We start from the raw sequence: 21,991 nt of genomic DNA on the forward strand, positions 1-21,991 counted from the left end.
GGGTGAAAGGATGGCGGGGTGACAGTAGAGGCCATCCGCTCCGGTATCGACCTGAGCTACGTCGACGCCGATGCCCGCCCGCAAGACGACCTGTTCGGCCATGTCAACGGCCGCTGGCTCAAGGAACACGAGATACCCGCGGACCGGGCGATCGACGGCGCCTTCCGGCAGCTGTTCGACCGCGCCGAAGAGCAGGTGCGCGATCTGATCGTCGAAGCAAGCCAAGCCCGTGAAAAAGGTGCCGCGACCGATGGCGACGAGCAACGCATCGGCGATCTGTACGCCAGCTTCATCGACGAGGACGCCGTCGAACGCCGCGGTCTGCGACCGCTGCACGACGAGCTGGCCACCATCGACGGCGCCACCGACCGTGCCTCCTTGGCCGCTGTCATCGGGTCGCTGCAACGCACGGGCATGGGCGGTGGCATCGGATTCTATGTGGACACCGATTCCAAGGACTCGACCCGTTATCTGGTGCACTTCTCCCAGTCCGGCATCGGGCTGCCCGACGAGTCCTACTACCGCGACGAACAGCACGCCGCGGTGCTGGCCGCCTACCCCGGCCACATCGCGCGGATGTACGGCTTGGTCTACGGCGCCGAGAACGACCGCGACTACGCAGATGTCGCGGCCCGCATCGTGGCGCTGGAGAGCAAGCTTGCCGCCGCCCATTGGGATGTGGTCAAGCGCCGTGACGCCGAGCTCACCTACAACATGCGCACCTTCGCCGATCTGCAGGTCGAGGGCGCCGGCTTCGACTGGGCGGGCTGGGTCACCGCGCTGGGCAGCACGCCGCAGGCTCTCCCGGAATTGGTGGTGCGCCAGCCCGATTATCTGCACGCCTTCGCGGCGCTGTGGAACAGTGAAGATCTTGAAGACTGGAAGTGTTGGGCGCGTTGGCGTTTGATCCGTTCCCGGGCCCCGTGGCTAACCGGCGACCTGGTCGATCAGGACTTCGAGTTCTACGGCCACAAGCTGACCGGCGCACAACAGATCCGCGACCGCTGGAAGCGAGGCGTGGCCCTGGTGGAGACGTTGATGGGCGATGCGGTCGGAAAGCTATATGTGCAAAGGTATTTCCCGCCGGGCGCCAAGGCCCGTATCGACGAGCTGGTGGCCAACCTGCAGGAGGCGTACCGGGTCAGCATCGGCGCGTTGGAGTGGATGACCCCGCAGACGCGGCAGCGGGCGCTGGCCAAGCTGGACAAGTTCACCGCCAAGGTCGGCTATCCGGTCAAGTGGAAGGACTATTCCGCGCTGGTAATCGACCGTAACGACCTCTACGGCAACTTCCGGCGCGGCTACGCGGTCAACCACGATCGCGAGATGGCCAAGCTCGGCGGTCCCGTCGACCACGACGAGTGGTTGATGACGCCACAGACCGTCAACGCCTACTACAACCCGGGAATGAACGAGATCGTCTTTCCGGCAGCCATTTTGCAGCCACCGTTCTTCGACGCCGACGCGGACGACGCCGCCAACTACGGCGGGATCGGCGCGGTGATCGGACACGAGATCGGGCACGGCTTCGACGACCAGGGGGCCAAGTACGACGGTGACGGCAACCTGGTCGACTGGTGGACCGATGACGACCGCGCCGAATTCGCCACCCGCACCAAGGCATTGATCGAGCAATACGAGCGCTACGCGCCGCGAGGCCTGGATAGTGGGCACCATGTGAACGGCGCGTTCACCGTCGGCGAGAACATCGGCGATCTGGGTGGGTTGTCCATCGCGCTGCTGGCCTACCAGCTGTCACTGGACGGGCAGCCCGCTCCGGTCATCGACGGCCTCACCGGCGTGCAGCGGGTGTTCTTCGGTTGGGCTCAGGTGTGGCGCGCCAAAGCGCGTCAGGCTGAGGCGATCCGGCGGCTTGCTGTCGATCCGCATTCCCCGCCGGAGTTCCGGTGTAACGGTGTGGTGCGCAACATCGACGCTTTCTACGAGGCCTTTGGCGTCACCGAGCACGATGCCCAGTATTTAGCGCCGCCACAGCGGGTCCGCATCTGGAGTTAGGTCGCGTTCTTCCCGCGAGCAGACACAGAATCGCATCATCCGGCGATTAGACACGCGATTCTGTGTTCCCCCGCAAGCGGGTGGTACCCCCGGCTGGGCAGGGCTCGATACGCGCCGGCACATGTTTGTGCCACGGTGTGCCGGCATAGGGGTCACGCCACCGCGTCGAGGTCAGTGCGTTAGGGGCGACGCCCGGGGTGCGTAGCTGGCCATCGTCGTCGGTGTAGTCCAGGCCAAAGCCATTGGGCAGGGCGGCATGTCCGGGCAGCATCGTCTCGGTGATCTCGATGGTCGACTCGGCGCTGCCGGCCGCGGTGGTGATGCGGGCTCGGCCGCCGTCGGCCAGTCCAAGGACTTGGGCGTCTTCGACACTGACCCGCAGCGCCCCATCGGCGTCGCGTTTGCGCCACGACGGGTCGCGGAAGATGTCGTTGGCGGTGTAGGCGCGGCGCTCGCCCACCGACAGCACGATCGGCAACTCCGGCGTCGTCAACGGCACCGAAGCGCGGGCCAATGACCTCATCTCAGTTAGCATTTCGGGGATTTCCAGGGCGATCTTGTGGTCGGCGTGGCTGATCAACGCGAAATCGTCCGGGTAATTGTGCGCGGTGAAGGTGACCCCGGAGCGACTGGAAAGGATCGCGTCGAACAAGGCGTTGCCGTCAGCGTGCCCGGCGCGCCGGACGGCGTCGGGATAGGTCATCGCGGTCTTCTGCGCAAGCCCCCACAGCGCCGCCGCTCCCGCCAACCGGTCCGGCAGCGTCGGGCCGAGAGTTTCGTAGAGCACGTAGGGAAGCAGTTTGGCCACAGTCGGATTGGTCGCCACCGCGGTGAGAAACGCTTGGGTGTACGCCTGGCGACCTTGCTGCGCCGCCTCGCGCAGCGGCCGCAGATCCGCGTCGTCGACAACATCCAACGCGCGTACCAACCGTGACCAGATTTCCGGTTCCGGCAACGTTCCCGGCAGCGGTTCCAGTATCGGGTGGCGCAGGTGCACCGCGTTATGCGGGAACTCGAAGTTGAAAAAGGTCGCTTCGACCTTCTCGAACTGCGACGACGCCGGCAGCACGTAATGGGCCAGCCGGGCGGTTTCAGTCATCGCGACGTCGACGACCACCAGCAGTTCCAGCGTTGCGAACGCCTCCCTGCAGGCCGCCGAATCAGCAAGGGAATGAGCTGGATTGGCGCTTTCGACGATCATGGCGCGGAACCGGTCCGGATGGTCGGTCAGGATCTCTTCCGGCACGACATTGCCCGGAACCAGTCCGGCGATGATCGGAGCGCGGGTGACCGGCGTGCGCCCGGATACCGTGCTGAACAACGGTGCGAACGACGAATGCAGATGCTGGCCACCCTTTTTCGCGAAGTTGCCGGTGAGAATCCACAGCATCTTGTTCAAGTACGAACACAGGGTGCTATTGGGCGCCTGCTGGACGCCGAGGTCCTCGAACACCGAGACGCTGCCCGCGGTGCCGATCCGCCGGGCCGCCGCTCACAACAATTCCTCGTCCACTCCGCAGCGTTGCGCGTAGTCGGCGACGGGAACCTCCCGCAGTACGGCGCGCACGGCGTCGACGCCGTGCACGTGTTCGCTGAGAAATGTTTCGTCGCAAAGGTTATCCTGAACCAGAACGGCCGCCAGCGCCGCCGTGCACCAGGCGTCGGTGCCGGGCCGCACCCGCAGATGAAAGTCGGCCATCTTGGCCGTGTCGGTGACGACCGGATCGATCACGATCATCGATCGGGCCGGGTCTTTGGCGATGTCGTTGAGCACCACTCGGGCCCGCGGGAAGCTCTGCGACATCCACGGATTCTTGCCGACGAACACCGATACCTCGGCGTGCTCGAATTCGCCGCGCGTGTGACCGCCATATAGCTGCCAATCGATCCATGCTTCGCCGGTCTTTTCCTGCGCCAAGGCATTTGACCGGTAGCGCGCGCCCAACGCCTTCAGGAATGCGCCGCTGTAGGCACCGCCGAGATGGTTGCCCTGTCCGCCGCCGCCGTAATAGAAGATCTTGTCGCCGCCGTAGACATCACGGATCCGCTTGAACCCGTCGGCGATTTCGACAATGGCGGTGTCCCAGCCGATTTCCTCGTAGGTCCCGTCGGACCGGCGGCGCAGCGGCGAGGTCAGCCGGGCGCGGTTGTTCTGGTAGTGGTCCAGGCGTAACGCCTTGTTGCAGGTGTAGCCGCGGGACGCCGGGTGCGCTTTGTCGCCGCGGATGCGGGCCAGTGTGCGGTCGGCTACCTGCACCACGATGCCGCAGTTGCATTCGCAGAGGATGCAGGCAGTGGGCTGCCAATCCGTGGTGGTCATTGGGGTTTCCCTTCCGGCAGCTCGGCCAGGAGCAGGTGGTGCAGCTGGCGGTAAACCGACTCGAGCGGCGTCAAGTCGCGCCGCACCCGGGCCAGCAGGAGCGCGCCTTCCAGCGCCGACACCGCCAGCATCGCCAATTCGTTCGCCCGGGCGGCCGGAATGCCGTCGCTGACGAAGCGCTGCGCGACCAGGTCTGACCAGCGGTCGAACACCGCCGCCGCGTGCTCGATCACCGGCGCCATCCGCTCGCTGTCGGCGCCCTCGCCGGCTTCGACCGCCACCGCCGCGATGGGACAGCCCGCACGGAAGTCGCTGGCGAGCAACTGCTCGCGGTACCAGCCGATCAGCGTGTCGAGCAGGTCGAGGCTGCCGCTCGGTTCGGTGATGATGGCCGCGACGTGCTCACCGGCGTAGTCGACGGCCTCGCACAGCAACTGGGTCCGCCCGCCCGGGAAGTAGTGGTAGGCCGACCCCCGCGGCGCCCCGCTGTGCTGTAGCACGTCGGAGATGGCGGTGGCGCGTGCGCCGCGCTCGCGGATCAGCACCGCGGCCGATACGACCATGCGTTCGCGGGGACTTCGCATGGCTGCTCCTCGGGCCTGGGCTTCTATGTATGTTGCTATACATAACACCAGTTGCGCAAGGGCCGGCGCGACGCAGTTTGGACAAGGGAACGGTTTGGCAAAGGCTCGCGCTTGGACGCGCGAGACTGCATCCAGGGCGCCCAGTCTGCGTCCACAGCACCGCTGAGCGCGATCTCGTCGCCCTCAGCGCAGAATGAAACCTGACCCCGCTCGGGCAGCGCCGAACCCGCGTGAGCCGTTACCGATCCGCGCTCCTAGGGCAGCTCTTAGATCTGCCAGTCCTGAGCGCCGTCATTCTTGTTGTAGGTACCCACGGAGTTCTTCACGACCACCGGGTCCCCACTGCCGAAGTTGTCGTAGAACCACTTGGCGTTGGCGGGACTGAGGTTGATGCAGCCGTGGCTGACATTGCGCTTGCCCTGATCGCCTACCGACCACGGAGCGCTGTGCACGAAGTTTCCACTGTTATCGATCCGGACGGCATCGGAAACGGTCACCTTGTAACCCTGCGGCGAGTTGACCGGAACCCCATACGTGGAGGAATCCATCACTACCGTGGGCATCTTCTCGAGCACGTAATACGTGCCGTTCGGAGTCTGATGATTGCCGGCTGCCATCCCCATCGACATCGGGAACGTCTGCTGGACCACGCCGTTGCGGGTGATCGTCATCTGATGCGTGGCGTCGTCGGCGGTGGCCACCAACGAATCACCAGTACGGAAACTCGACCTGGTGCCGGCCGCATCGATGTTGACCGCCGTGTTGGCCGGCCAAAACTGCAGCGGGCGCCACCGAACCTGGGTTGGACTCATCCAGTAGAACTTGCCGGGCACCGGCGGGATCGACGAAATGTGGATGGCACTTTCCGCCATCGGGCGATCGGCGATGGGCACCTGGAAATTGATGATGATCGGTTTGGCGACACCGACCATCGCGCCGTTGACCGGGTTGAATGTCGGCGGGCGGAATGGCGGATCGCCGACAAACGGCGTCGGATCCTGCCCGGCGACCGGGCCGGCTGCCGCTGGTATCGCCAGCGGGTCGGGCGGCGGCGCAAGCGGGTCGGACGCCGGCGGCAGGGCCAGCGGGTCGGGTGCGGGAGCCCCCGGGTCGGCAGGCTCGGCCGGCGCGACCACTCCCGGGTCGCCGGGCACCTGTTCCGGGTCCGCGAGAGCGGGACCGGTGCCCAGCAGCAACACCGAAACCACTCCGGCTACGTTCACCGCGGCGAAGAGGCTTCCCGTCCTGCCCCTGCTGCCCCCCATGCGGGCCCTCGTCCAGCGCGACATATGTCATCCCCTCCGGTCACGTCCTGGCCCCAGTGTGGCATAGCACAGCGGCTGCTTTCCGGCCCCGCCGCCGCCCGGCACCATGTCAGCTGCTCAATTCACGCCGTTGACCTGCAGCCTTACTCAAGGTGTGAAGTTTCACCGGGCCGCCTCATCCGCAGCCTCGAAGACGCGCCTTGCTACCGTCATCCCCACCAACGCGACGGCCATCAAGATCGCCGATGCGGTGAGCATCAACGCCACATTCCGTTCGTACAACAGCCCACCCGCCAGTGAGCCGGCCATGATGCCCAGCTGAAACGCCGTCACATACAGCCCGGATGCCCCGTCGGGGTCGTCGGACCCGCTGCGCATCGCCGCCGATTGCAGCATCGGCGACACCGCGGTGGCAGCCGCTCCCCACAGCACGATCGCCCCGGTCCCGACGACCAGTGTCGTCACCGGGGCGCGGCCACCGCCGAACGCCAGCGCCGTCAGCACGACGAACGCGACGGTCAGACCCGCGACACAGAAAATCATCGCGCCCTTGGGCCGGCGGTCCAGCGGGCGCGCCACCAGAGCCACCGCGATCACTCCGGCGGTCCCGTAGGCGGCCAGCAGCCATGCCTGATTCGGCCCGTGCACGCCGACGACTTGCCGGATGACCACCACGATGTAGGTGTAGGAGACGAAATGGCCGGTGACGCCGATCATGGTGATCAGGCTGACGATGATCAACGCGCGATTGCGGTGGTGCCGCGATCGCGGACCGACGTGCCGCAACTGGTCCGCGCTGAGCACCAGCTCGGGCAACAGCAGCCGGGCCGCCACAGTGACCGCGGCAGCCGCAACCGTAACGCACACCGCTGCCAGCCGCCAGCCCCACATAAGGCTCAAAGCGGCCGTCAGCGGACTTCCCACCACCAGCGCCAGGCTGGTCCCGATGTAAATCGACGTGGTGGCGCGTCCGGCGTGGCTGGAGGGCACCAGCCGGGTGGCGATCGGGGCGATGACCGACCACAGCAAGCCATGGGTGACCGCACACAGCACCCGCCCGCCGGCCAACACCGCGAAGTTCGGCGCCAACGCCGAGATCAACTGTGAAACGGTCAGGCAGACGAGGGCGACCACCAGGGTCCGCCGCCGCGGCCAATGCGCCGTCCACCGCACCAGCGGAACCGTCGTCAGCGCCGCGACTAGGGCATACCAGGACAGCAGGGTCCCCACCAGGACGACGCTGATATTCAGGTTTCGCGCGATCGCCGATAGGGCACCCACCGGCAGGATCTCGGCGGTGACATACACGAAGGCCGCCGCGGCCAGCACAGCCAATTGCGCGGCGATCCGCGGCGTCCACGGTCCGGCGGCGGGGGCAACGGTTCGGGTCTCGGCAGTCATGGCGGTGACATCTATCGGCATTCAGTGGCCGCGCATCGCCCGCGCACCGCGGTAGTGCGTCGCGACGATCACGCTGCACTCACCGTACGCACCGCCGCCGCGCCGTCACACGAATTGCGGGTCAACACGCCCGTGCGGGGCCGCGTGCTCAGGAACGAACGAGTCGGGCGATGGCTGCGGAGGCTTCGGCGAGCTTGCTGTCCGCATCGGTGCTGCCCTCGGCAACGGCACGGGTGACGCAGTGGTTCAGGTGCTCGTCGAGCAGATTCAGCGCCACCGATCTCAGCGCACTGTTGACGGCGCTGATCTGGGTCAGCACGTCGATGCAGTACTTGTCCTCTTCGATCATCCGCGCGATTCCACGCACCTGACCCTCGATGCGCCGCAGCCGCTTGGCGTAATTGTCCTTCTGCTGCGAATAGCCGTAGTCGGTTGTCATCATTCTCCCAACGATCGGACGCCCCAGCTCTGCGGAAATCTCCGATCGGGCTGCTGTAAATCCTAGATGCTACCTCATACCCTAGCGGGGTATCAGGTAGGACGCCACGCGCATACTTGGACGATGCCCGAAGCCGACATCAAGCCCCGTAGTCGTGACGTCACCGACGGCCTGGAGAAGGCCGCTGCCCGCGGCATGTTGCGTGCGGTAGGCATGGGCGACGAAGACTTCGCCAAGGCACAGATCGGGGTCGCATCGTCGTGGAACGAGATCACGCCGTGCAATCTGTCGCTGGACCGGTTGGCCAAGGCGGTCAAGGAGGGGGTGTTCGCCGCGGGCGGCTATCCCCTTGAGTTCGGGACGATCTCGGTGTCCGACGGCATTTCGATGGGACACGAGGGGATGCACTTCTCGCTGGTGTCGCGCGAGGTGATCGCCGACAGCGTCGAGACCGTGATGCAAGCCGAGCGGCTGGACGGCTCGGTGCTGCTGGCCGGGTGCGACAAGTCGCTGCCGGGAATGCTGATGGCCGCGGCACGCCTGGATTTGGCGGCGGTGTTCCTCTACGCGGGTTCGATTCTGCCGGGGTTGGCCAAGCTCTCCGACGGCAGCGAGCGCGAGGTCACCATCATCGACGCCTTCGAGGCGGTCGGCGCGTGCGCGCGCGGACTGATGAGCCGGGAGGACGTCGACGCCATCGAGCGCGCAATCTGCCCCGGCGAGGGAGCGTGCGGCGGCATGTACACAGCCAACACCATGGCCAGCGCCGCCGAAGCGCTGGGCATGTCGTTGCCGGGCAGCGCGGCGCCGCCGGCCACCGACCGTCGCCGCGACGGGTTCGCGCGCCGCAGCGGGCAGGCCGTCGTCGAACTGCTGCGCCGCGGCATCACCGCGCGCGACATCCTGACCAGGGAGGCGTTCGAGAACGCGATCGCGGTGGTGATGGCGTTCGGCGGCTCGACCAACGCGGTGCTGCACCTGCTGGCCATCGCTCACGAATCCGGCGTCGAGCTGACGCTGGACGACTTCAACCGGATCGGTTCGAAGGTGCCGCATCTGGCCGATGTCAAGCCCTTCGGCCGGCACGTGATGTCGCACGTCGACCACATCGGCGGGGTGCCGGTGGTCATGAAAGCACTGCTGGATGCTGGTCTGCTGCATGGCGATTGCCTGACGGTGACCGGTCAGACGGTGGCCGAGAACCTGGCCGCCATCGCCCCGCCGGATCCGGACGGCAAAGTCCTGCGCGCGCTGAGCAACCCCATCCACCCGACCGGCGGGATCACCATACTGCGCGGATCCCTGGCGCCGGAGGGTGCGGTGGTCAAGACCGCCGGTTTCGACTCCGAGGTATTCGAAGGTGTGGCAAGGGTTTTCGACGGCGAACGGGCCGCGCTGGACGCCCTGGAGGACGGCACCATCACCAAGGGCGACGCGGTGGTGATCCGCTACGAGGGGCCCAAGGGGGGGCCCGGGATGCGGGAGATGCTCGCCATCACCGGGGCGATCAAAGGCGCGGGACTGGGCAAAGACGTGCTGTTGCTGACCGACGGCCGGTTCTCGGGCGGTACCACCGGCCTGTGCGTCGGCCACATCGCGCCCGAAGCCGTCGACGCGGGGCCGATCGCCTTCCTGCGCGACGGCGACCGGATCCGGCTCGACGTCACCGCCCGCACCCTCGACGTGCTCGCCAATCCGGACGAATTCGCGGCCCGACAACAGGATTTCGCTCCCCCGCCGCCGCGCTACCGGACCGGCGTCCTGGCTAAGTACGTCAAGCTGGTCGGCTCCGCGGCAGCTGGGGCAGTCTGCGGCTAGCGAACCTCGGTCGCTAGTGGTATTGCCTTCTCTGTTAGCGGACTTCGGAACTACGTATTGGTAGCCGCCGCGCGCGTGCGTATGCCGAAGTAGGTGGCGGTCAGCCCTAAGAAGGCCACCACCGCTCCTGCGATGATATGCGACCACATCATGCCGGCCGTCCGTGTGATTCCTTGCAGAACCCACGGCGAGAAGATGAGCCATACACCGAGCACGGGCATCGTCCAGGTCATGCCGTGCGTGCGATCCAGCGCTGAGGCGAACCCGTAGGCCAGGTACGCGACCGCGATCCCAACGATGAGGTCGCACCAGGCGAGCTGTCTCGTCGCGCTGAAACCAACGATCCATGGTGACGCAGCCACATACAGGCCTGCCAGCATCGTCAGGCCGAAGGTGATCTGCGCGCTCATCGACTCGGCGGCGCGCTCGTAGCTCGCCCGTAGAGCCAACAAATCGGGGTGGTGATCAATTGATGAATGGACCGTACTCATTTCGCAACCTTTCTGTTATGCAGCAGGTTTCAGCCTTCTGCATCCCATCCATCTGCTCCAAGATTACGCTCGGCCGCTCACGGCGGCCACGCAATCGATCGGCCAGATGACCTGTGTTAGGCGATTTCCGAAACCATGCGCGCCGGCTTCCTTGCCGGCGATACCATCGTGCAACCGCCCGTTAGTACCCACCGAGGTGCCTTATGACGTATGTACTGGTCTCACCGGACATCATGGCCTCGATGGCCGCCGATGTGCAGCGCATCGGCGCGCTGTTGGCCAATGGGAACGCGGTAGCGGCCAGCACGACGACCAACGTGGCCAGCGCGGCCGCCGACGAGGTATCCACGGCGATTGCGGCGTTGTTTTCCCGGCACGCGCAGAGTTACCAGGTGCTGGCCGGGCGGGCAGCGGCTTTCCACGACCAGTTCACGAGCAACCTACTGGCCGGCGCGAATTCGTATGTTTCCGCCGAAGCTGCCAACGCCACAGACGGCCTGCTCGCGGTAATCAATGCACCCACCCAGGCGCTGCTGGGCCGCCCGCTGATCGGCAACGGCGCCAACGGAACCACCGTCAACGGCGTCGGGACGGCTGGCGGGGCGGGCGGGATCCTGTACGGCAACGGCGGCAACGGCGGGGCCAGCACCAACCCGGGGGCGCCCGGCGGCGCCGGCGGGGCCGCCGGCCTCATCGGCAATGGCGGCATCGGCGGGCAAGGCGGGGCCGGCGGGACCGGCGGCGCCGGCGGCAATGCCGGCTACTTGTACGGCACCGGCGGAGCCGGCGGCGCCGGCGGGACCGGTGCCACCGGCACGGCCGGCGCTGCCGGAGGCATGGGCGGCACGGGCGGCGCCGGGGGCAGCGGCAGCCCGTTTGGCTACGCCGGAGCCGGTGGCGCGGGCGGTGCCGGCGGTTCCGGTGGTCAAGGCTTGGCCGGCCAGGAGGGCGGCGCCGGTGGGGCCGGTGGACACGGCGGAGTCGGCGGGAGTGCCGGCATGTTCGGCCACGCCGGCGCCGGCGGTGACGGCGGCACTGGTGGCGGCGGAGGCGCCGGAGGTGACGGCTTGCCCGGCGGCTTCAACAATCCGGCCGGCCGCGGCGGCGCTGGTGGCGTCGGAGGCGACGCTGGGGCCGGCGGCAACGCGGGCACCTTCGGCATCAACGGCAGTGGTGGTGGCGGCGGCAACGGCGGCGCGGGCGGGACCGGCGGTACCGGCGCGGCCCAGCTCGAAATCGGCCCCGGAAAGGGCCCCGGCCTGGGCGGTCACGGCGGCGCCGGCGGCGCCGCCGGCGCGGGCGCGGCCGCTGGCACCGGCGGGTTCGGCGGATCGGCGGGAGGCTACGGCGACGGAGGACGCGGCGGCGACGGCGGTGCGGGCGGGGCCGGGCTCAGCGGCGCGGCCGGCACCGGCGCCAATGGCACCGCCGCGGGTTCCGGGGGTGAGGGCGGCAACGGCGGCAACAGCGGCGCCGGCGGCACCAACGGCAACGGCGGCAATGGCGGTGTCGGCGGACTGGGTGGCAGCGGCGGCTCCGGCACCGCGGACGCCGGCAGCGGCGGCGGCAACGGCGGCAACGGCGGAAAGGGCGGCCTCGGCGGGTTCACTGGTGTCGCCGGGACGGGCGGCACGGGTGGCACCAACGGCACCGGCGGCACTGGCGGTGCCGGCGGTGCCGGCGGTGCCGGCGCCGCGGGCAATCCGGGCACCGGGAACCCGGGTGGCAATGGTGGCCTCGGCGGCGACGGCGGCGACGGCGGCCCCGGCATCCCCGGCGGCACCAACGGCAATGGCGGCGCGGGTGGCGACGGCGGCGCGGGCGGCGCAGGCGGCTCCGGCACCCCCGACGTCGGTTCCGGTGGTGGCAATGGCGGTATGGGCGGCACCGGTGGTGACGGTGGCACCGGCGGCTGGCCGGGACAACGCGACGAACCCGCCAGTGGCATCGCGGGCATCGGCGGCGCCGGCGGCGCAGGCGGGGCCGGCGGCAGCGGTGCTAACGCCATTTCAGGGTCCGGCAACTCCGGCGGCACCGGCGGTGACGGCGGCTATGGCGGCTACGGCGGTTACGGCGGCAACGGCTGGAACAGCATCGGCGGCAACGGCGGCGACGGCGGCGCGGGCGGCACTGCGGGCGAAGGCGGCCTTGATGGTTCCAGCGTACAGGCTGGTTCTGGCTACGGCGGTGCCGGCGGTGAGGGCGGCGGAGGCGGCTACGGCGGTGCCGGCGGAATCGGCCAGCCGGGCTACATCGGCGGTGTCGGCGGCACCGGCGGCACCGGGGGAGCTTCGGTCAATGGAGTCGCCGGCAACGGCGGCAACGGCGGTACCGGCGGCGGAGGCGGTTACGGGGGCCCGGGCAGCCAATCGGCGGGCTTCGCTGGTGGGATGGGCGGTACCGGCGGCACCGGTGGAGCCCCAGGCTCGGGCGCGACGTCGGGCGTCGGCGGCAATGGCGGCACCGGCGGCGAGGGTGGCGGCGGCGGCCAAGGCGACACGGGCGACGGAGCGACCGGCTATGCGGGCGGAATCGGCGGCACCGGCGGCAACGGCGGCGCCGCGGGTGCCGGTGGCATCGGCGGCAACGGCGGCACCGGCGGCTACGGCGGCCCCGGCGGATACGGCGGCAGCGGCGACAACTCGGCAGGCTACGCGGGCGGGATGGGCGGTGCCGGGGGCACCGGCGGCACCGCGGCCCCCGGCGGCATCGGCGGCAACGGCGGCGGCGGCGGCTACGGCGGCACCGGCGGCGACGGCGATGACGGCGACAACTCGGCGGGCTACGCCGGCGGGGCCGGTGGCACCGGCGGCACGGGAGGCGTCGCCGGACCCGGCGGGCTCGCTGCGGGCGACGGCGGCCCCGGCGGCCTGGGCGGCAACGGCGGCTTCGGCGGCAGCGGCGGAACCGACCAAACCGGCTTCCAGGGCGGAAAGGGCGGCACGGGCGGCGCCGGCGGCGCGGGTGGCTCGGCCGGTGCCGGCATGACCAACGGCAATGGCGGCGACGGAGGCCAAGGCGGCGAGGGCGGCACCGGCGGCTTCGGCGGCGTCAACGGCAGCACCTTCGCCGGCGAGGCCGGCGGCCAGGGCGGCGAGGGCGGCACCGGCGGCGCGGGCGGGCAGGCCGGCTCCGGCGCGGGCGCTGCGGGCTCCGTCGGCGGAGGCGGCATCGGCGGCACCGGCGGCACCGGCGGCACCGGCGGGACCGGTGATGATGCCGGCGACGGCGGAACCGGCGGTCAGGGCGGCACCGGCGGCGCGGGTGGCGACGGCGCCACCGGCATCACCACCGGCCAGGCCGGCGGTGCGGGTGGGAAGGCCGGCAACGGCGGCGCCGGCGGCATCGGCGGCGCCGCGTCCGGCACCGGCAACGGCGGCGACGGCGGCCAAGGCGGCGACGGCGGCGACGGCGGCGACGGCGGCGACGGCGTCGGCGCGTCCGGCGGCCAAGGCGGGGACGGCGGCCAACCGGGCGGCGGCGGCCAAGGCACCGCACCGGGCGGCGTCGGCGGCGGCCCCGGCAACCCCGGCGCGGACGGCCTCGACGGCCAAAACCTCTAGCCTCGGATCCCAGTGGACCTTCTCGACCGGCTGCGGCTCGATGTGCCGGAAACGTCTAGCCGGAGGTCTGGTGCGATAGCCAACCAATGGGACTCCAGTCCCGACAGAGATGAGGGTGAGAAACATGGCGAATTACGAAGCCGGAACCGCGCTGACCTGTGGCCACGAGGGCTGCGGCTGTCGCGTTGTTATTGAAAACGAGTGCCATTGTGCGAACTCCGGCCAGCCTTACCGCTGCACCTGTGGCGAAGAGTTGGTCCCAGTCAAGTAAATCGAGCCCGCCGGCCGTGGTTACCGCCTGAACGCACGGCCGGCTACCGCAACTTCGGCGACCAGCTTCAGGTCGACCGCCGAAGCGCCCACCGCCACCGGGTAACCGCCCGGCTCGATACGCCAGCATCCGGCGTCATAGCGGGCAAGCAGTCGCGGATCCGCCCGCAGGGTCACCCGATGGGCCTGACCCGGCTCGAGCTCGACCCGTTCGAATCCCAGCAATCGCGACCGCGGTTCCCCGGCAGCGGCGATCAGGTACAGCTGCGGGACGTCGGCCCCGGCGCGGTTGCCGGTGTTGACGACGGTGAAGCTGGCGGTCACGGTATCCCCGCCCGTTACCGCCAAGTCGCGGTACTCAAAGCTGGTGTAGGACAAGCCGTGACCGAACGCGAACATCGGAGCCTGCCCCGTTCGGGCGTACCAGCGGTATCCGACCTCGGCGCCCTCGCAATAGTGGATGGTGCTCGGCGTGCCCCACGGGGCGCCGAGGTCGGGCAGCTGCGGGCGCGGTGTCTGACCAAGATCAACAGGGAAGGTGATCGGCAGCCGGCCCGACGGATTCACCTGGCCGACAAGGACTTCCGCGATGGCCTGCCCCCCGGCCTGGCCCGGATACCACGCCTGCACAATGGCATTCACCGAGTCTCGCCAGGGCATGACCACCGGGTTGCCGGTCTGCAGTACGACGGCGGTGTTCGGGTTGGCCGCGGCGACGGCGGCGATCACCGCATCCTGGCCCCACGGCAGCGACAGGTCGGGGATGTCGACACCCTCCCCCTCGACGCGGATCGCGAACACAATCACAATGTCTGCTCGGCGCGCGGCCAGCACCGCTTCGGCCGGGCTGATACCCGGGTCAAACTCGATTTGCGCGTGGGGAAGCCGCTTTCGCAGTTCGTCGAGCGGGCTTGACGGCAGCAGGTGGAGGTTGCGCAGGCCGCCCGCCAGCCCCGGCCCGCCGATGGGGATCACCTCGGCGTAGCCCCCGGGCGGGACGACGGCACTGGACCCGCAGCCGGCCGGCACGCCGCGCTGGGCATACCCGCCGATGACCGCGATACGCGCGGCGGCTTTCAGCGGCAGCACACCCCGGTTTTGCAGCAGCACGATTCCCTGCCGTGCGATCTGCAGCGCAATCTCGTTGTGCGCGGCCATATCCGGTGCGGACACGGGTTCCCATTGGTCGATTCCGACGGCGAACATCGAGCGCAGGATCCGCCGAACCATGTCTGACAGACGCTCCTTGGGTAGCCTGCCGTCGAGGTAGGCGGCCCGCAGCCGGTCACCGAACGCCTCCGACTGCCACAGCAGGGCGTCGATCTGCGCCCCGCATTCCTGGTCCAGGCCGGCAAGCGCACATTCCCAGCTCGGTGCGCCGCCCCAATCGGACATGGCCCAACCGCGGTATCCCCAAGCGCCTTTCAGCACGTCGTTGATCAACACCGTATTGGCGGCGGCATAGTCGCCGTTGACTTTGTTGTACGCCGTCATCACCGCGCCGGGTTGTGCGCGCTCGATGGCGATCTCGAAAGCCAGCAAGTCCGATTCGCGGTGCGCGTCGGGATCGATGACGGCGTCCAGCCAGTGCCGGTTGGTTTCGTTGCAGTTCAAACAGTAGTGCTTGGCCGTCGAGATGACACCTTCTTGCTGTATTCCGATGATCGATTCCGCGGCCATGATCCCGCTCAAAAGCGGGTCTTCGGAAAGATATTCGAAGTTGCGGCCGTTGCGCGGGTCGCGGGCCAGGTTGATGCCGCCGGCCAGCAGCACATTGAATCCGCGGCTGCGTGCCTCGCGAGCGATCGCCTGGCCCGAGGCTCGGGCCAGTGCCGGGTTGAAACTGGCGGCCAGCGCCAGGCTGGCCGGCAGCGCGGTGGCGGTGTCACCCGGGCGATAGCCGGGGTTGGTGACGCCCAGGCCGGCGTCGCTCATCTTCAGTGCGGGCACGCCGAGCCGAGGCACCCCCGGCACATATCCGGCACTCATCGGGGTGCCCTCCGGGATACGTTCGTCGCGCAGCGGCCAGAGTTCACTCTTGCCCATGACCCCGACCAGCAGTGCGAATCGCTCGTCGTCGGTCATCTGCGACTCGACCACGCGAGCGCGCACGTCAGGGTCGTCGCCTACGCTGCTCGATTGTCCGGCTCTCCCCCGCAAGCGGGCGGTGCCCCCACCTCGGGCCGCAGAGCGGCCCGCATCGTCGCCGGACGGCCTCACCGCACACCCTCTTTCGCGTACACGACGCGCAGCACATGGCCAACCTCGGGTCCCATCACCAACTCCGTCAACGTACAGATCGTCGCCACGAACTGCGGCCCATGCGGGGGCGGGACCTGACACAAGTGGTGCGCGATCTCGTGCAGCACCACCAGTTCACGCATCGCCCAGTCGGCGGCATTAAGGTCGGGAACCGCGATAATGCCCGCGCCGTCGCGGTTTTCGTAGTGCGCGGCGGTGGTCGCCCGCCGCGCCCGTACTCGCAGCGGCGCGACCTTCGGCCAGTGCTGCCGCACCACTGGCAGCGCAAGCACGTCGTCGACATAGCGCTGCACCGATGCCACCGACCCGAACCGTCCCTCCGGCGGCAACGTCAACTGCGTCCCGAAGAACTCCACCGCGGGTGAGCCGTGCTCGACGGCACGGTCGAACAAGATGCGGACGAATTCTTCAGCGGCATACACCTTGGCGCGCTGGCAATCCCGCTGGGTCACCGGTCCAGTGGAGTCCGCGCCCCGGGCAATTCGGGGCTGTTTCCCAGCCGCGCTCGCCTGCCCGCCCGGTCACCCGCTTGCCGCGCCGCCGACGAATACCCGGCCGTGGCCCTGCTGGCCCGCCAGGTACCGCGCGCCTTCGACGCGCTGCGGTAGTGGTCACGCAGCTCAATCTCCTTGTCCCGCAACGCGAGAACGGTCCTCGGTGCACGACCACGGTCCTTGGTGACCTCTTGGCGGGCCTGCTCCCGGGCCTCGGCCAGGCGCTGCCCAACCCGGACCCCGAACGCCAGCTGGAAATTGAGCCGCGCGGTGATCGTCGGCGTCGGCCGGTGTGTACCCGAGGCGAGGTAGGTGTCCGACGCCCGCACCATCTGCACAACCAGGCTGGCGTACAACGCGTGGCTGGCGTCGATGTCCTCGCTGAACCCGTAGGCATAGACGAATGTCGAATTCGACGCGATGTCACAGCGCACGTCGTTGGCCGCGGCGATCAGCACGAACAGCTGCACGTAGGTGCGCAGTCCCCGGGTGCCCGCCGTCCCGATGGTGATGGTGCGCTGCGTCGGGGCCTGCGCGGGCGAACGGTTGACGGCATGCGCCCGGGCCACCGCCAGGTCGATGGACGCCGCGGTGGCCAACCGTTGCGCGGCGCTCATGAACGCGTCGGCTTCGTGGGGATTGTCGGTGCCTTCGGCCTGACGCAGCAGGGCGGCGATACGGGCCAGCATCTTGTCGTCGGTCATGGGGCCAAACTACTGCAGCGGTACGACAATTCGGTTCAGAGGCGTTTGGTGATCCAGCCAACCACGTCGTCGAGCACCTGGTCGCGCTCCGGCTCGTTGAAGACCTCGTGGTAGAGCCCGGGATATTCCTTCAGCTCGACATCGGTGGAGCCCACACATTCCACCAGGCGACGGCTGCCCTCGATCGGGATGAGCCGGTCACCCGTGCCGTGCACCACCAACAGCGGCGCAGTCAGCGCCGGCGCCCGCCGCGGCATGGTCTCGCCGACCTGCAGCAGCGCCCGGCCGATCCCGGCCGGCACCCGGCCGTGATACACCCGCGGGTCGTTCTGGTAGTCCGCAACCACCTGCGGGTCGCGGGATATCGCGGTGAAGTCGATATCCTGGACCGGCAGGCCGGGCACCACGACGCCGAGAACCTTGGCGGCCAGCGCCACCACCGGCGACACCAGATCCTGGGCCGCCACCGCCGGCGCCGACAGCACCATCAGGTCGTAGTTGTCCGGGCGTTCCACCCCGTAGGCGAACACGATCCCGCCGCCCATGCTGTGCCCGAGCACGACGCACTTCAGGCCGGGGTTCTCCCGGGTGGCGATGCCCACGAGGGTGTCGAAGTCGGCGGTGTATTCGGAAATGTCGCGCACCAGCGCCCGCTTGCCGCCCGAGCGGCCGTGTCCGCGATGGTCGAGTGCGTAGGTAACCAGACCGGCCTCGCCGAACCGCTGCGCGACGTGGTCGTAGCGGCGGGCATGCTCACCCAGACCGTGAGCCAGCACAACCACGGCTTTGGGTGCGGTGTCGGGCGTCCAGACGTCGTAGACGATGTCCACACCGCCGACACCGTCGAAGTTGCGTTCAGTGCGCGTCGCATTCATTACGGGCAGCTTACGGGCTGCACAGCGGCTCCCCGGGCGGGGCTGTCCGGGTTGTCAGCGGTTCTGCGTAGGCTCGTCGGGGTGGGTCTGCTAGCACAGGACAATGAGCTCGGTGGTGATTTCTCCGCCCGTGCCGAACCCTACCGGCGCGAACTGCTGGCGCACTGCTACCGGATGACGGGATCGCTACACGACGCCGAGGATCTGGTGCAGGAGACGTTGCTGCGCGCCTGGAAATCCTACGACCGGTTCGAAGGCAAGTCGTCGATACGGACCTGGCTGCATCGGATCGCCACCAACACCTGCCTGAGCGCTCTGGAGGGCCGGCAGCGCCGGCCGTTGCCGACAGGGCTGGGGACGTCCAGCTCGGATCCGACGGCGGAGTTGGTCGAGCGCGGTGAAGTGCCCTGGCTCGAGCCGCTGCCGGAACTGACGGACGATCCGGCGGATCCGTCGGTCATCGTCGGGTCGCGTGAATCGGTCCGATTGGCGTTTGTGGCCGCGCTGCAGCATCTGTCACCCCGGCAGCGGGCGGTGCTGTTGCTGCGCGACGTGCTGCAGTGGAAGTCGGCCGAAGTGGCCGAGGCGATCGGCACCACCACGGTCGCCGTCAACAGCCTGCTACAGCGGGCCCGGTCCCAGCTGGAGACCGTGCGCCCCAGCGCCGAGGACCGATTGAGCGCGCCGGACTCGCCGCAGGCCCAGGATTTGCTGGCCCGCTACCTCGCCGCGTTCGAGACCTACGACATCGACCGGCTGGTGGAGCTGTTCACCGCCGAGGCGATCTGGGAGATGCCGCCCTACGTCGGCTGGTACCGCGGCGCGCGGGACATCATCACGCTCATTCACCAGCAATGTCCCGCCGAATCGCCCGGCGATATGCGCATGCTCCCGTTGGTGGCCAACGGCCAGCCCGCCGCGGCCATGTACATGCGCGCGGGTCAGCGGCATGTGCCGTTCCAGTTGCATGTGCTGGACATGGTCGACGGCCGGGTGTCGCACGTGGTGGCTTTTCTCGACGGCTCACTGTTCCCGAAGTTCGGTCTGCCCGGTTCGCTGTGATGGCCGTCGTCGCGTCTGTCCCCGGTAAGCCCACTGCTGCTGTTGGGCGCCTTCGACATCGGCAGCGTGGGCTACATCGCCGAGGAATTCTTCGCTTCCGGCACCGCCGCTTCCTACGCTCCGGTGTCCGAACTCGGCCCCGACGGCCGCTGGACGGCAACACCTTCGGGCGCCGCCGACTACGCCACTCGGATCGTCGCGCTGACCCCCGCCGACCAGACTCGATTCAACGGTACGGTGCTGGTCGAATGGCTCAACGTCAGCGGCGGCATCGATGCCCCCGCCGCGTGGATGATGGGCCACCGCGAGATCATTCGCGCCGGCTACGCCTACGTCGCGGTCTCGGCCCAGCAGGTGGGGGTGGCCGGCGGCGCCGGCCTGCTTGGCGTCGACATGTCGCTGAAAAGGCAAGAGCCGGCGCGCTATGCGTCCCTGCAGCATCCGGGCGACGCGTTCTGCTACGACATCTTCTCCCAGGCCGGGACGCTGATCAAAGACCATGACATGCTGCGCGGGCTACACCCGTTGTCGCGTGGGTGAATCCCAATCGGCGATGTTCCTGACCACCTACATCAATGCGGTCGATCCGCTGGTCGAATGCTACGACGGGTGCCTGGTGCACTCGCGTTTTGCGCCTGCCGCTCCGCTGGACGGCAGTTCCCTCTTCGACCAATCGCCGACCAGCACACCACGAGCCGTCAAGTTCCGTCCGGACCTCCGGGTTCCGCTGCTGACGATCATCACCGAAACCGACCTTTTCGGCGGTGTGGGACATGGCTATTTCTACGCGAGACAGCCCGACACCCGGTGGCTGCGGGTCTGGGAGATTCCCGGTGCCGCTCATGCCGACAACTACACGATCCAGGTGGCGCCCATCGACACCGGCTTCGCGCCGCTCGAAACCCTGGTCGCCGCCTACGCGCCGACCACAAGTCTGATGGGGCGCCGACTTGACCACTACATCAATTTCGCGCCGCAACACCACTATGTGGTACAGGCCGCGCTTGCCGCACTGAACGGGTGGGTGTGCACCGGCGAGCCCGCGCCGGCGGCACCGCGCATCGCGGTGCACGACGCCGATCAACCCCGCCCCGTTCTGGATGCCAACGGCCTGGCTTGCGGCGGCGTCAGGACGCCGTGGGTGGATGTTCCGATTGCGCGCACGTCGGGGCTTGGCACCGAAGAAAGCGTCGTGTCCGCGATTTTCGGCACCGGCGAACCCTTCGACGGCGCCATGCTGCGCCGAATGTACCCGGGCGGGAGCCGACGAATATCTCGGCGAGTTCACCGCCGCACTGGACCGAGCGATTCAACGCGGCTTTATCCTGCCCGCGGACCGAAGCGAGATTCTGCAGCTCGCCGCCGCGATCTATCCCCGCGACGCGGCGCGGCGGCCGGCGGTCCGGTGACGCACCCAGCGACGCTCCGGCTCAACGCGTCCCGGTGATCAGCGGAAAATCCGGTGGCCCCGCGTGGCGAAGCTGCCGGCTCGGCGTCATCCGCACTCGCGACCACGCCGGCGGCTGTGCGGTAGTCGAATCAGGGCCGAACACAACCAGATTCGAGGATGCCCGGCGCGGGCGGTAGCGTAGGGCAGTGCAGTGCAGCCGCTGGGCGGCCGCAGCCGCCGTGACGCCACCGTGTCCCGACGCTCCGCAGCACGCCACACCGGCTGCGCACGCCGGTACTGTGAAACCATGCCCGCCACCGTGGAGATCCGGCGAGCGGCCGAGCGGGCCGTCACGACGACCTCCTGGCTGACATCTCGACATTGCTTCTCGTTCGGCGACCACTACGACCCGGACAACACCCACCATGGGCTGCTGCTGGTCAGCAACGACGACGTCGTGCAACCCGGGACCGGATTCGACACCCACCCGCACCGCGACATGGAGATCGTGACCTGGGTACTGGAAGGTGAACTGACCCATCGGGATTCGATGGGCAACCACGGCGTGATCTACCCCGGTCTGGCTCAGCGCATGTCGGCGGGCAGCGGAATTGTGCATTCGGAGAAGAACGAGTCGGCCACGCAGCCAGTGCATTTCGTGCAGATGTGGATAGTGCCCGACCAGACCGGCATTGACCCGGGCTACCAGCAGCATGATGTCGGCGATGACCTGTCGAACGGCGGTCTGGTCACCATCGCCTCGGGCATCAACGGACACGGCGCCGCGATCACGCTGCACAACCGCAGCGCTGCCCTGCACGCGGCGCGATTGCGGCCCGGCGACACGGTCGACGTCCCCCCGGCGCCTTATCTGCATCTGTTTGTCGCCCGCGGCCGGGTTGCCCTGGAGGGGTCCGGCGAGCTGGCCGAAGGGGATGCGGTCCGCTGCACCGACGCCGGTGCCCGGCGGTTGACCGCCGACCGCCCCGCGGAAGTCCTGGTGTGGGAGATGCACGCAAACCTGGGGTCCTGACCCC

At 68.7% G+C, this 21,991-nt stretch carries 14 protein-coding genes and 3 pseudogenes; 7 read left to right on the forward strand and 10 right to left on the reverse strand.

Annotated features, from left to right (window positions below; genetic code table 11):
- The first annotated feature begins 18 nt into the window (after positions 1 to 18).
- Positions 19 to 2,016 (forward strand): M13 family metallopeptidase, encoded by a 1,998-nt coding sequence (locus CDN38_RS12195; RefSeq protein ID WP_075512496.1) that lies wholly within the window; start codon positions 19 to 21, stop codon positions 2,014 to 2,016.
- Positions 2,017 to 2,062: 46 nt separating this feature from the next.
- Here the strand turns inward: CDN38_RS12195 and CDN38_RS12200 are convergent.
- The 5 genes and pseudogenes from CDN38_RS12200 to ricR all read right to left on the reverse strand — a co-directional run bounded on the left by CDN38_RS12200 (position 2,063) and on the right by ricR (position 8,025).
- Positions 2,063 to 4,336 (reverse strand): annotated as a pseudogene (locus CDN38_RS12200) (molybdopterin-dependent oxidoreductase).
- Complete coding sequence (locus CDN38_RS12205) at positions 4,333 to 4,920, reverse strand: TetR/AcrR family transcriptional regulator (RefSeq protein ID WP_075512497.1); 588 nt, start codon at positions 4,918 to 4,920, stop codon at positions 4,333 to 4,335. Before CDN38_RS12205 ends, CDN38_RS12200 begins: the two are co-directional and overlap by 4 nt.
- Positions 4,921 to 5,186: 266 nt before the next feature.
- Positions 5,187 to 6,209, reverse strand: a complete 1,023-nt coding sequence (locus tag CDN38_RS12210) for a L,D-transpeptidase (protein ID WP_075512498.1) — start codon at positions 6,207 to 6,209, stop codon at positions 5,187 to 5,189.
- 138 nt (positions 6,210 to 6,347) lie between these two features.
- Entirely contained in the window at positions 6,348 to 7,586 is a 1,239-nt protein-coding gene (locus tag CDN38_RS12215; RefSeq protein WP_075512590.1) for an MFS transporter, read from the reverse strand.
- A 148-nt stretch (positions 7,587 to 7,734) separates the two neighbouring features.
- On the reverse strand, positions 7,735 to 8,025 hold the full coding sequence (gene ricR, locus CDN38_RS12220; RefSeq protein ID WP_075512591.1) for a copper-sensing transcriptional repressor RicR: 291 nt from the start codon (positions 8,023 to 8,025) through the stop codon (positions 7,735 to 7,737).
- A gap of 123 nt (positions 8,026 to 8,148) precedes the next feature.
- Here ricR and ilvD point away from each other — a divergent pair, with 123 nt between their 5' ends.
- On the forward strand, positions 8,149 to 9,843 hold the full coding sequence (gene ilvD / locus CDN38_RS12225) for a dihydroxy-acid dehydratase (RefSeq protein ID WP_075512499.1): 1,695 nt from the start codon (positions 8,149 to 8,151) through the stop codon (positions 9,841 to 9,843).
- A 50-nt stretch (positions 9,844 to 9,893) separates the two neighbouring features.
- Here ilvD and CDN38_RS12230 read toward each other — a convergent pair whose 3' ends face one another.
- On the reverse strand, positions 9,894 to 10,334 hold the full coding sequence (locus tag CDN38_RS12230; RefSeq protein ID WP_075512500.1) for an SPW repeat protein: 441 nt from the start codon (positions 10,332 to 10,334) through the stop codon (positions 9,894 to 9,896).
- A gap of 203 nt (positions 10,335 to 10,537) precedes the next feature.
- Here CDN38_RS12230 and CDN38_RS12235 point away from each other — a divergent pair, with 203 nt between their 5' ends.
- Both CDN38_RS12235 and mymT read left to right on the forward strand, forming a co-directional pair.
- Positions 10,538 to 13,897 (forward strand): PE family protein, encoded by a 3,360-nt coding sequence (locus tag CDN38_RS12235; protein ID WP_099318983.1) that lies wholly within the window; start codon positions 10,538 to 10,540, stop codon positions 13,895 to 13,897.
- 124 nt (positions 13,898 to 14,021) lie between these two features.
- Entirely contained in the window at positions 14,022 to 14,168 is a 147-nt protein-coding gene (mymT, locus tag CDN38_RS30720) for a copper-binding metallothionein MymT (protein ID WP_082277327.1), read from the forward strand.
- 20 nt (positions 14,169 to 14,188) lie between these two features.
- On the opposite strand, the gene CDN38_RS12245 is transcribed toward mymT, so the two are convergent.
- The 4 genes from CDN38_RS12245 to CDN38_RS12260 form a co-directional block, all read right to left on the reverse strand.
- Complete coding sequence (locus CDN38_RS12245; RefSeq protein ID WP_075512592.1) at positions 14,189 to 16,252, reverse strand: glycoside hydrolase family 3 protein; 2,064 nt, start codon at positions 16,250 to 16,252, stop codon at positions 14,189 to 14,191.
- Positions 16,253 to 16,383: 131 nt separating this feature from the next.
- Positions 16,384 to 16,881, reverse strand: a complete 498-nt coding sequence (locus CDN38_RS12250) for a TIGR04338 family metallohydrolase (protein WP_075512502.1) — start codon at positions 16,879 to 16,881, stop codon at positions 16,384 to 16,386.
- Positions 16,878 to 17,627, reverse strand: a complete 750-nt coding sequence (locus tag CDN38_RS12255) for a DUF2786 domain-containing protein (protein WP_075512503.1) — start codon at positions 17,625 to 17,627, stop codon at positions 16,878 to 16,880. The genes CDN38_RS12250 and CDN38_RS12255 overlap by 4 nt, the downstream gene beginning before the upstream one ends.
- Positions 17,628 to 17,662: 35 nt before the next feature.
- On the reverse strand, positions 17,663 to 18,502 hold the full coding sequence (locus CDN38_RS12260) for an alpha/beta hydrolase (RefSeq protein ID WP_075512504.1): 840 nt from the start codon (positions 18,500 to 18,502) through the stop codon (positions 17,663 to 17,665).
- Between CDN38_RS12260 and CDN38_RS12265 the strand changes: the two are divergent.
- From CDN38_RS12265 to CDN38_RS12275, 3 genes and pseudogenes are all read left to right on the forward strand, one after another.
- Positions 18,450 to 19,564 (forward strand): annotated as a pseudogene (locus CDN38_RS12265) (sigma-70 family RNA polymerase sigma factor). The gene CDN38_RS12260 and the pseudogene CDN38_RS12265 overlap by 53 nt on opposite strands.
- A gap of 15 nt (positions 19,565 to 19,579) precedes the next feature.
- Positions 19,580 to 20,973: pseudogene (locus CDN38_RS12270) on the forward strand (alpha/beta hydrolase domain-containing protein).
- Positions 20,974 to 21,261: 288 nt separating this feature from the next.
- Entirely contained in the window at positions 21,262 to 21,987 is a 726-nt protein-coding gene (locus tag CDN38_RS12275; protein ID WP_075512506.1) for a pirin family protein, read from the forward strand.
- Positions 21,988 to 21,991: the final 4 nt, after the last annotated feature.

Origin of the sequence: Mycobacterium ostraviense (assembly GCF_002705925.1) — a bacterium.
GTDB lineage: Bacteria > Actinomycetota > Actinomycetes > Mycobacteriales > Mycobacteriaceae > Mycobacterium > Mycobacterium ostraviense.

Coding starts and splice junctions, on each gene's coding strand:
- CDN38_RS12205 (WP_075512497.1), bottom strand. CDS start 4,920: ATGCGAAGTCCCCGCGAACGCATGGTCGTATCGGCCGCGGTGCTGATC.
- CDN38_RS12210 (WP_075512498.1), bottom strand. CDS start 6,209: ATGTCGCGCTGGACGAGGGCCCGCATGGGGGGCAGCAGGGGCAGGACG.
- CDN38_RS12215 (WP_075512590.1), bottom strand. CDS start 7,586: ATGACTGCCGAGACCCGAACCGTTGCCCCCGCCGCCGGACCGTGGACG.
- ricR (WP_075512591.1), bottom strand. CDS start 8,025: ATGACAACCGACTACGGCTATTCGCAGCAGAAGGACAATTACGCCAAG.
- ilvD (WP_075512499.1), top strand. CDS start 8,149: ATGCCCGAAGCCGACATCAAGCCCCGTAGTCGTGACGTCACCGACGGC.
- CDN38_RS12230 (WP_075512500.1), bottom strand. CDS start 10,334: ATGAGTACGGTCCATTCATCAATTGATCACCACCCCGATTTGTTGGCT.
- CDN38_RS12235 (WP_099318983.1), top strand. CDS start 10,538: ATGACGTATGTACTGGTCTCACCGGACATCATGGCCTCGATGGCCGCC.
- mymT (WP_082277327.1), top strand. CDS start 14,022: ATGGCGAATTACGAAGCCGGAACCGCGCTGACCTGTGGCCACGAGGGC.
- CDN38_RS12245 (WP_075512592.1), bottom strand. CDS start 16,252: ATGACCGACGACGAGCGATTCGCACTGCTGGTCGGGGTCATGGGCAAG.
- CDN38_RS12255 (WP_075512503.1), bottom strand. CDS start 17,627: ATGACCGACGACAAGATGCTGGCCCGTATCGCCGCCCTGCTGCGTCAG.
- CDN38_RS12260 (WP_075512504.1), bottom strand. CDS start 18,502: ATGAATGCGACGCGCACTGAACGCAACTTCGACGGTGTCGGCGGTGTG.
- CDN38_RS12275 (WP_075512506.1), top strand. CDS start 21,262: ATGCCCGCCACCGTGGAGATCCGGCGAGCGGCCGAGCGGGCCGTCACG.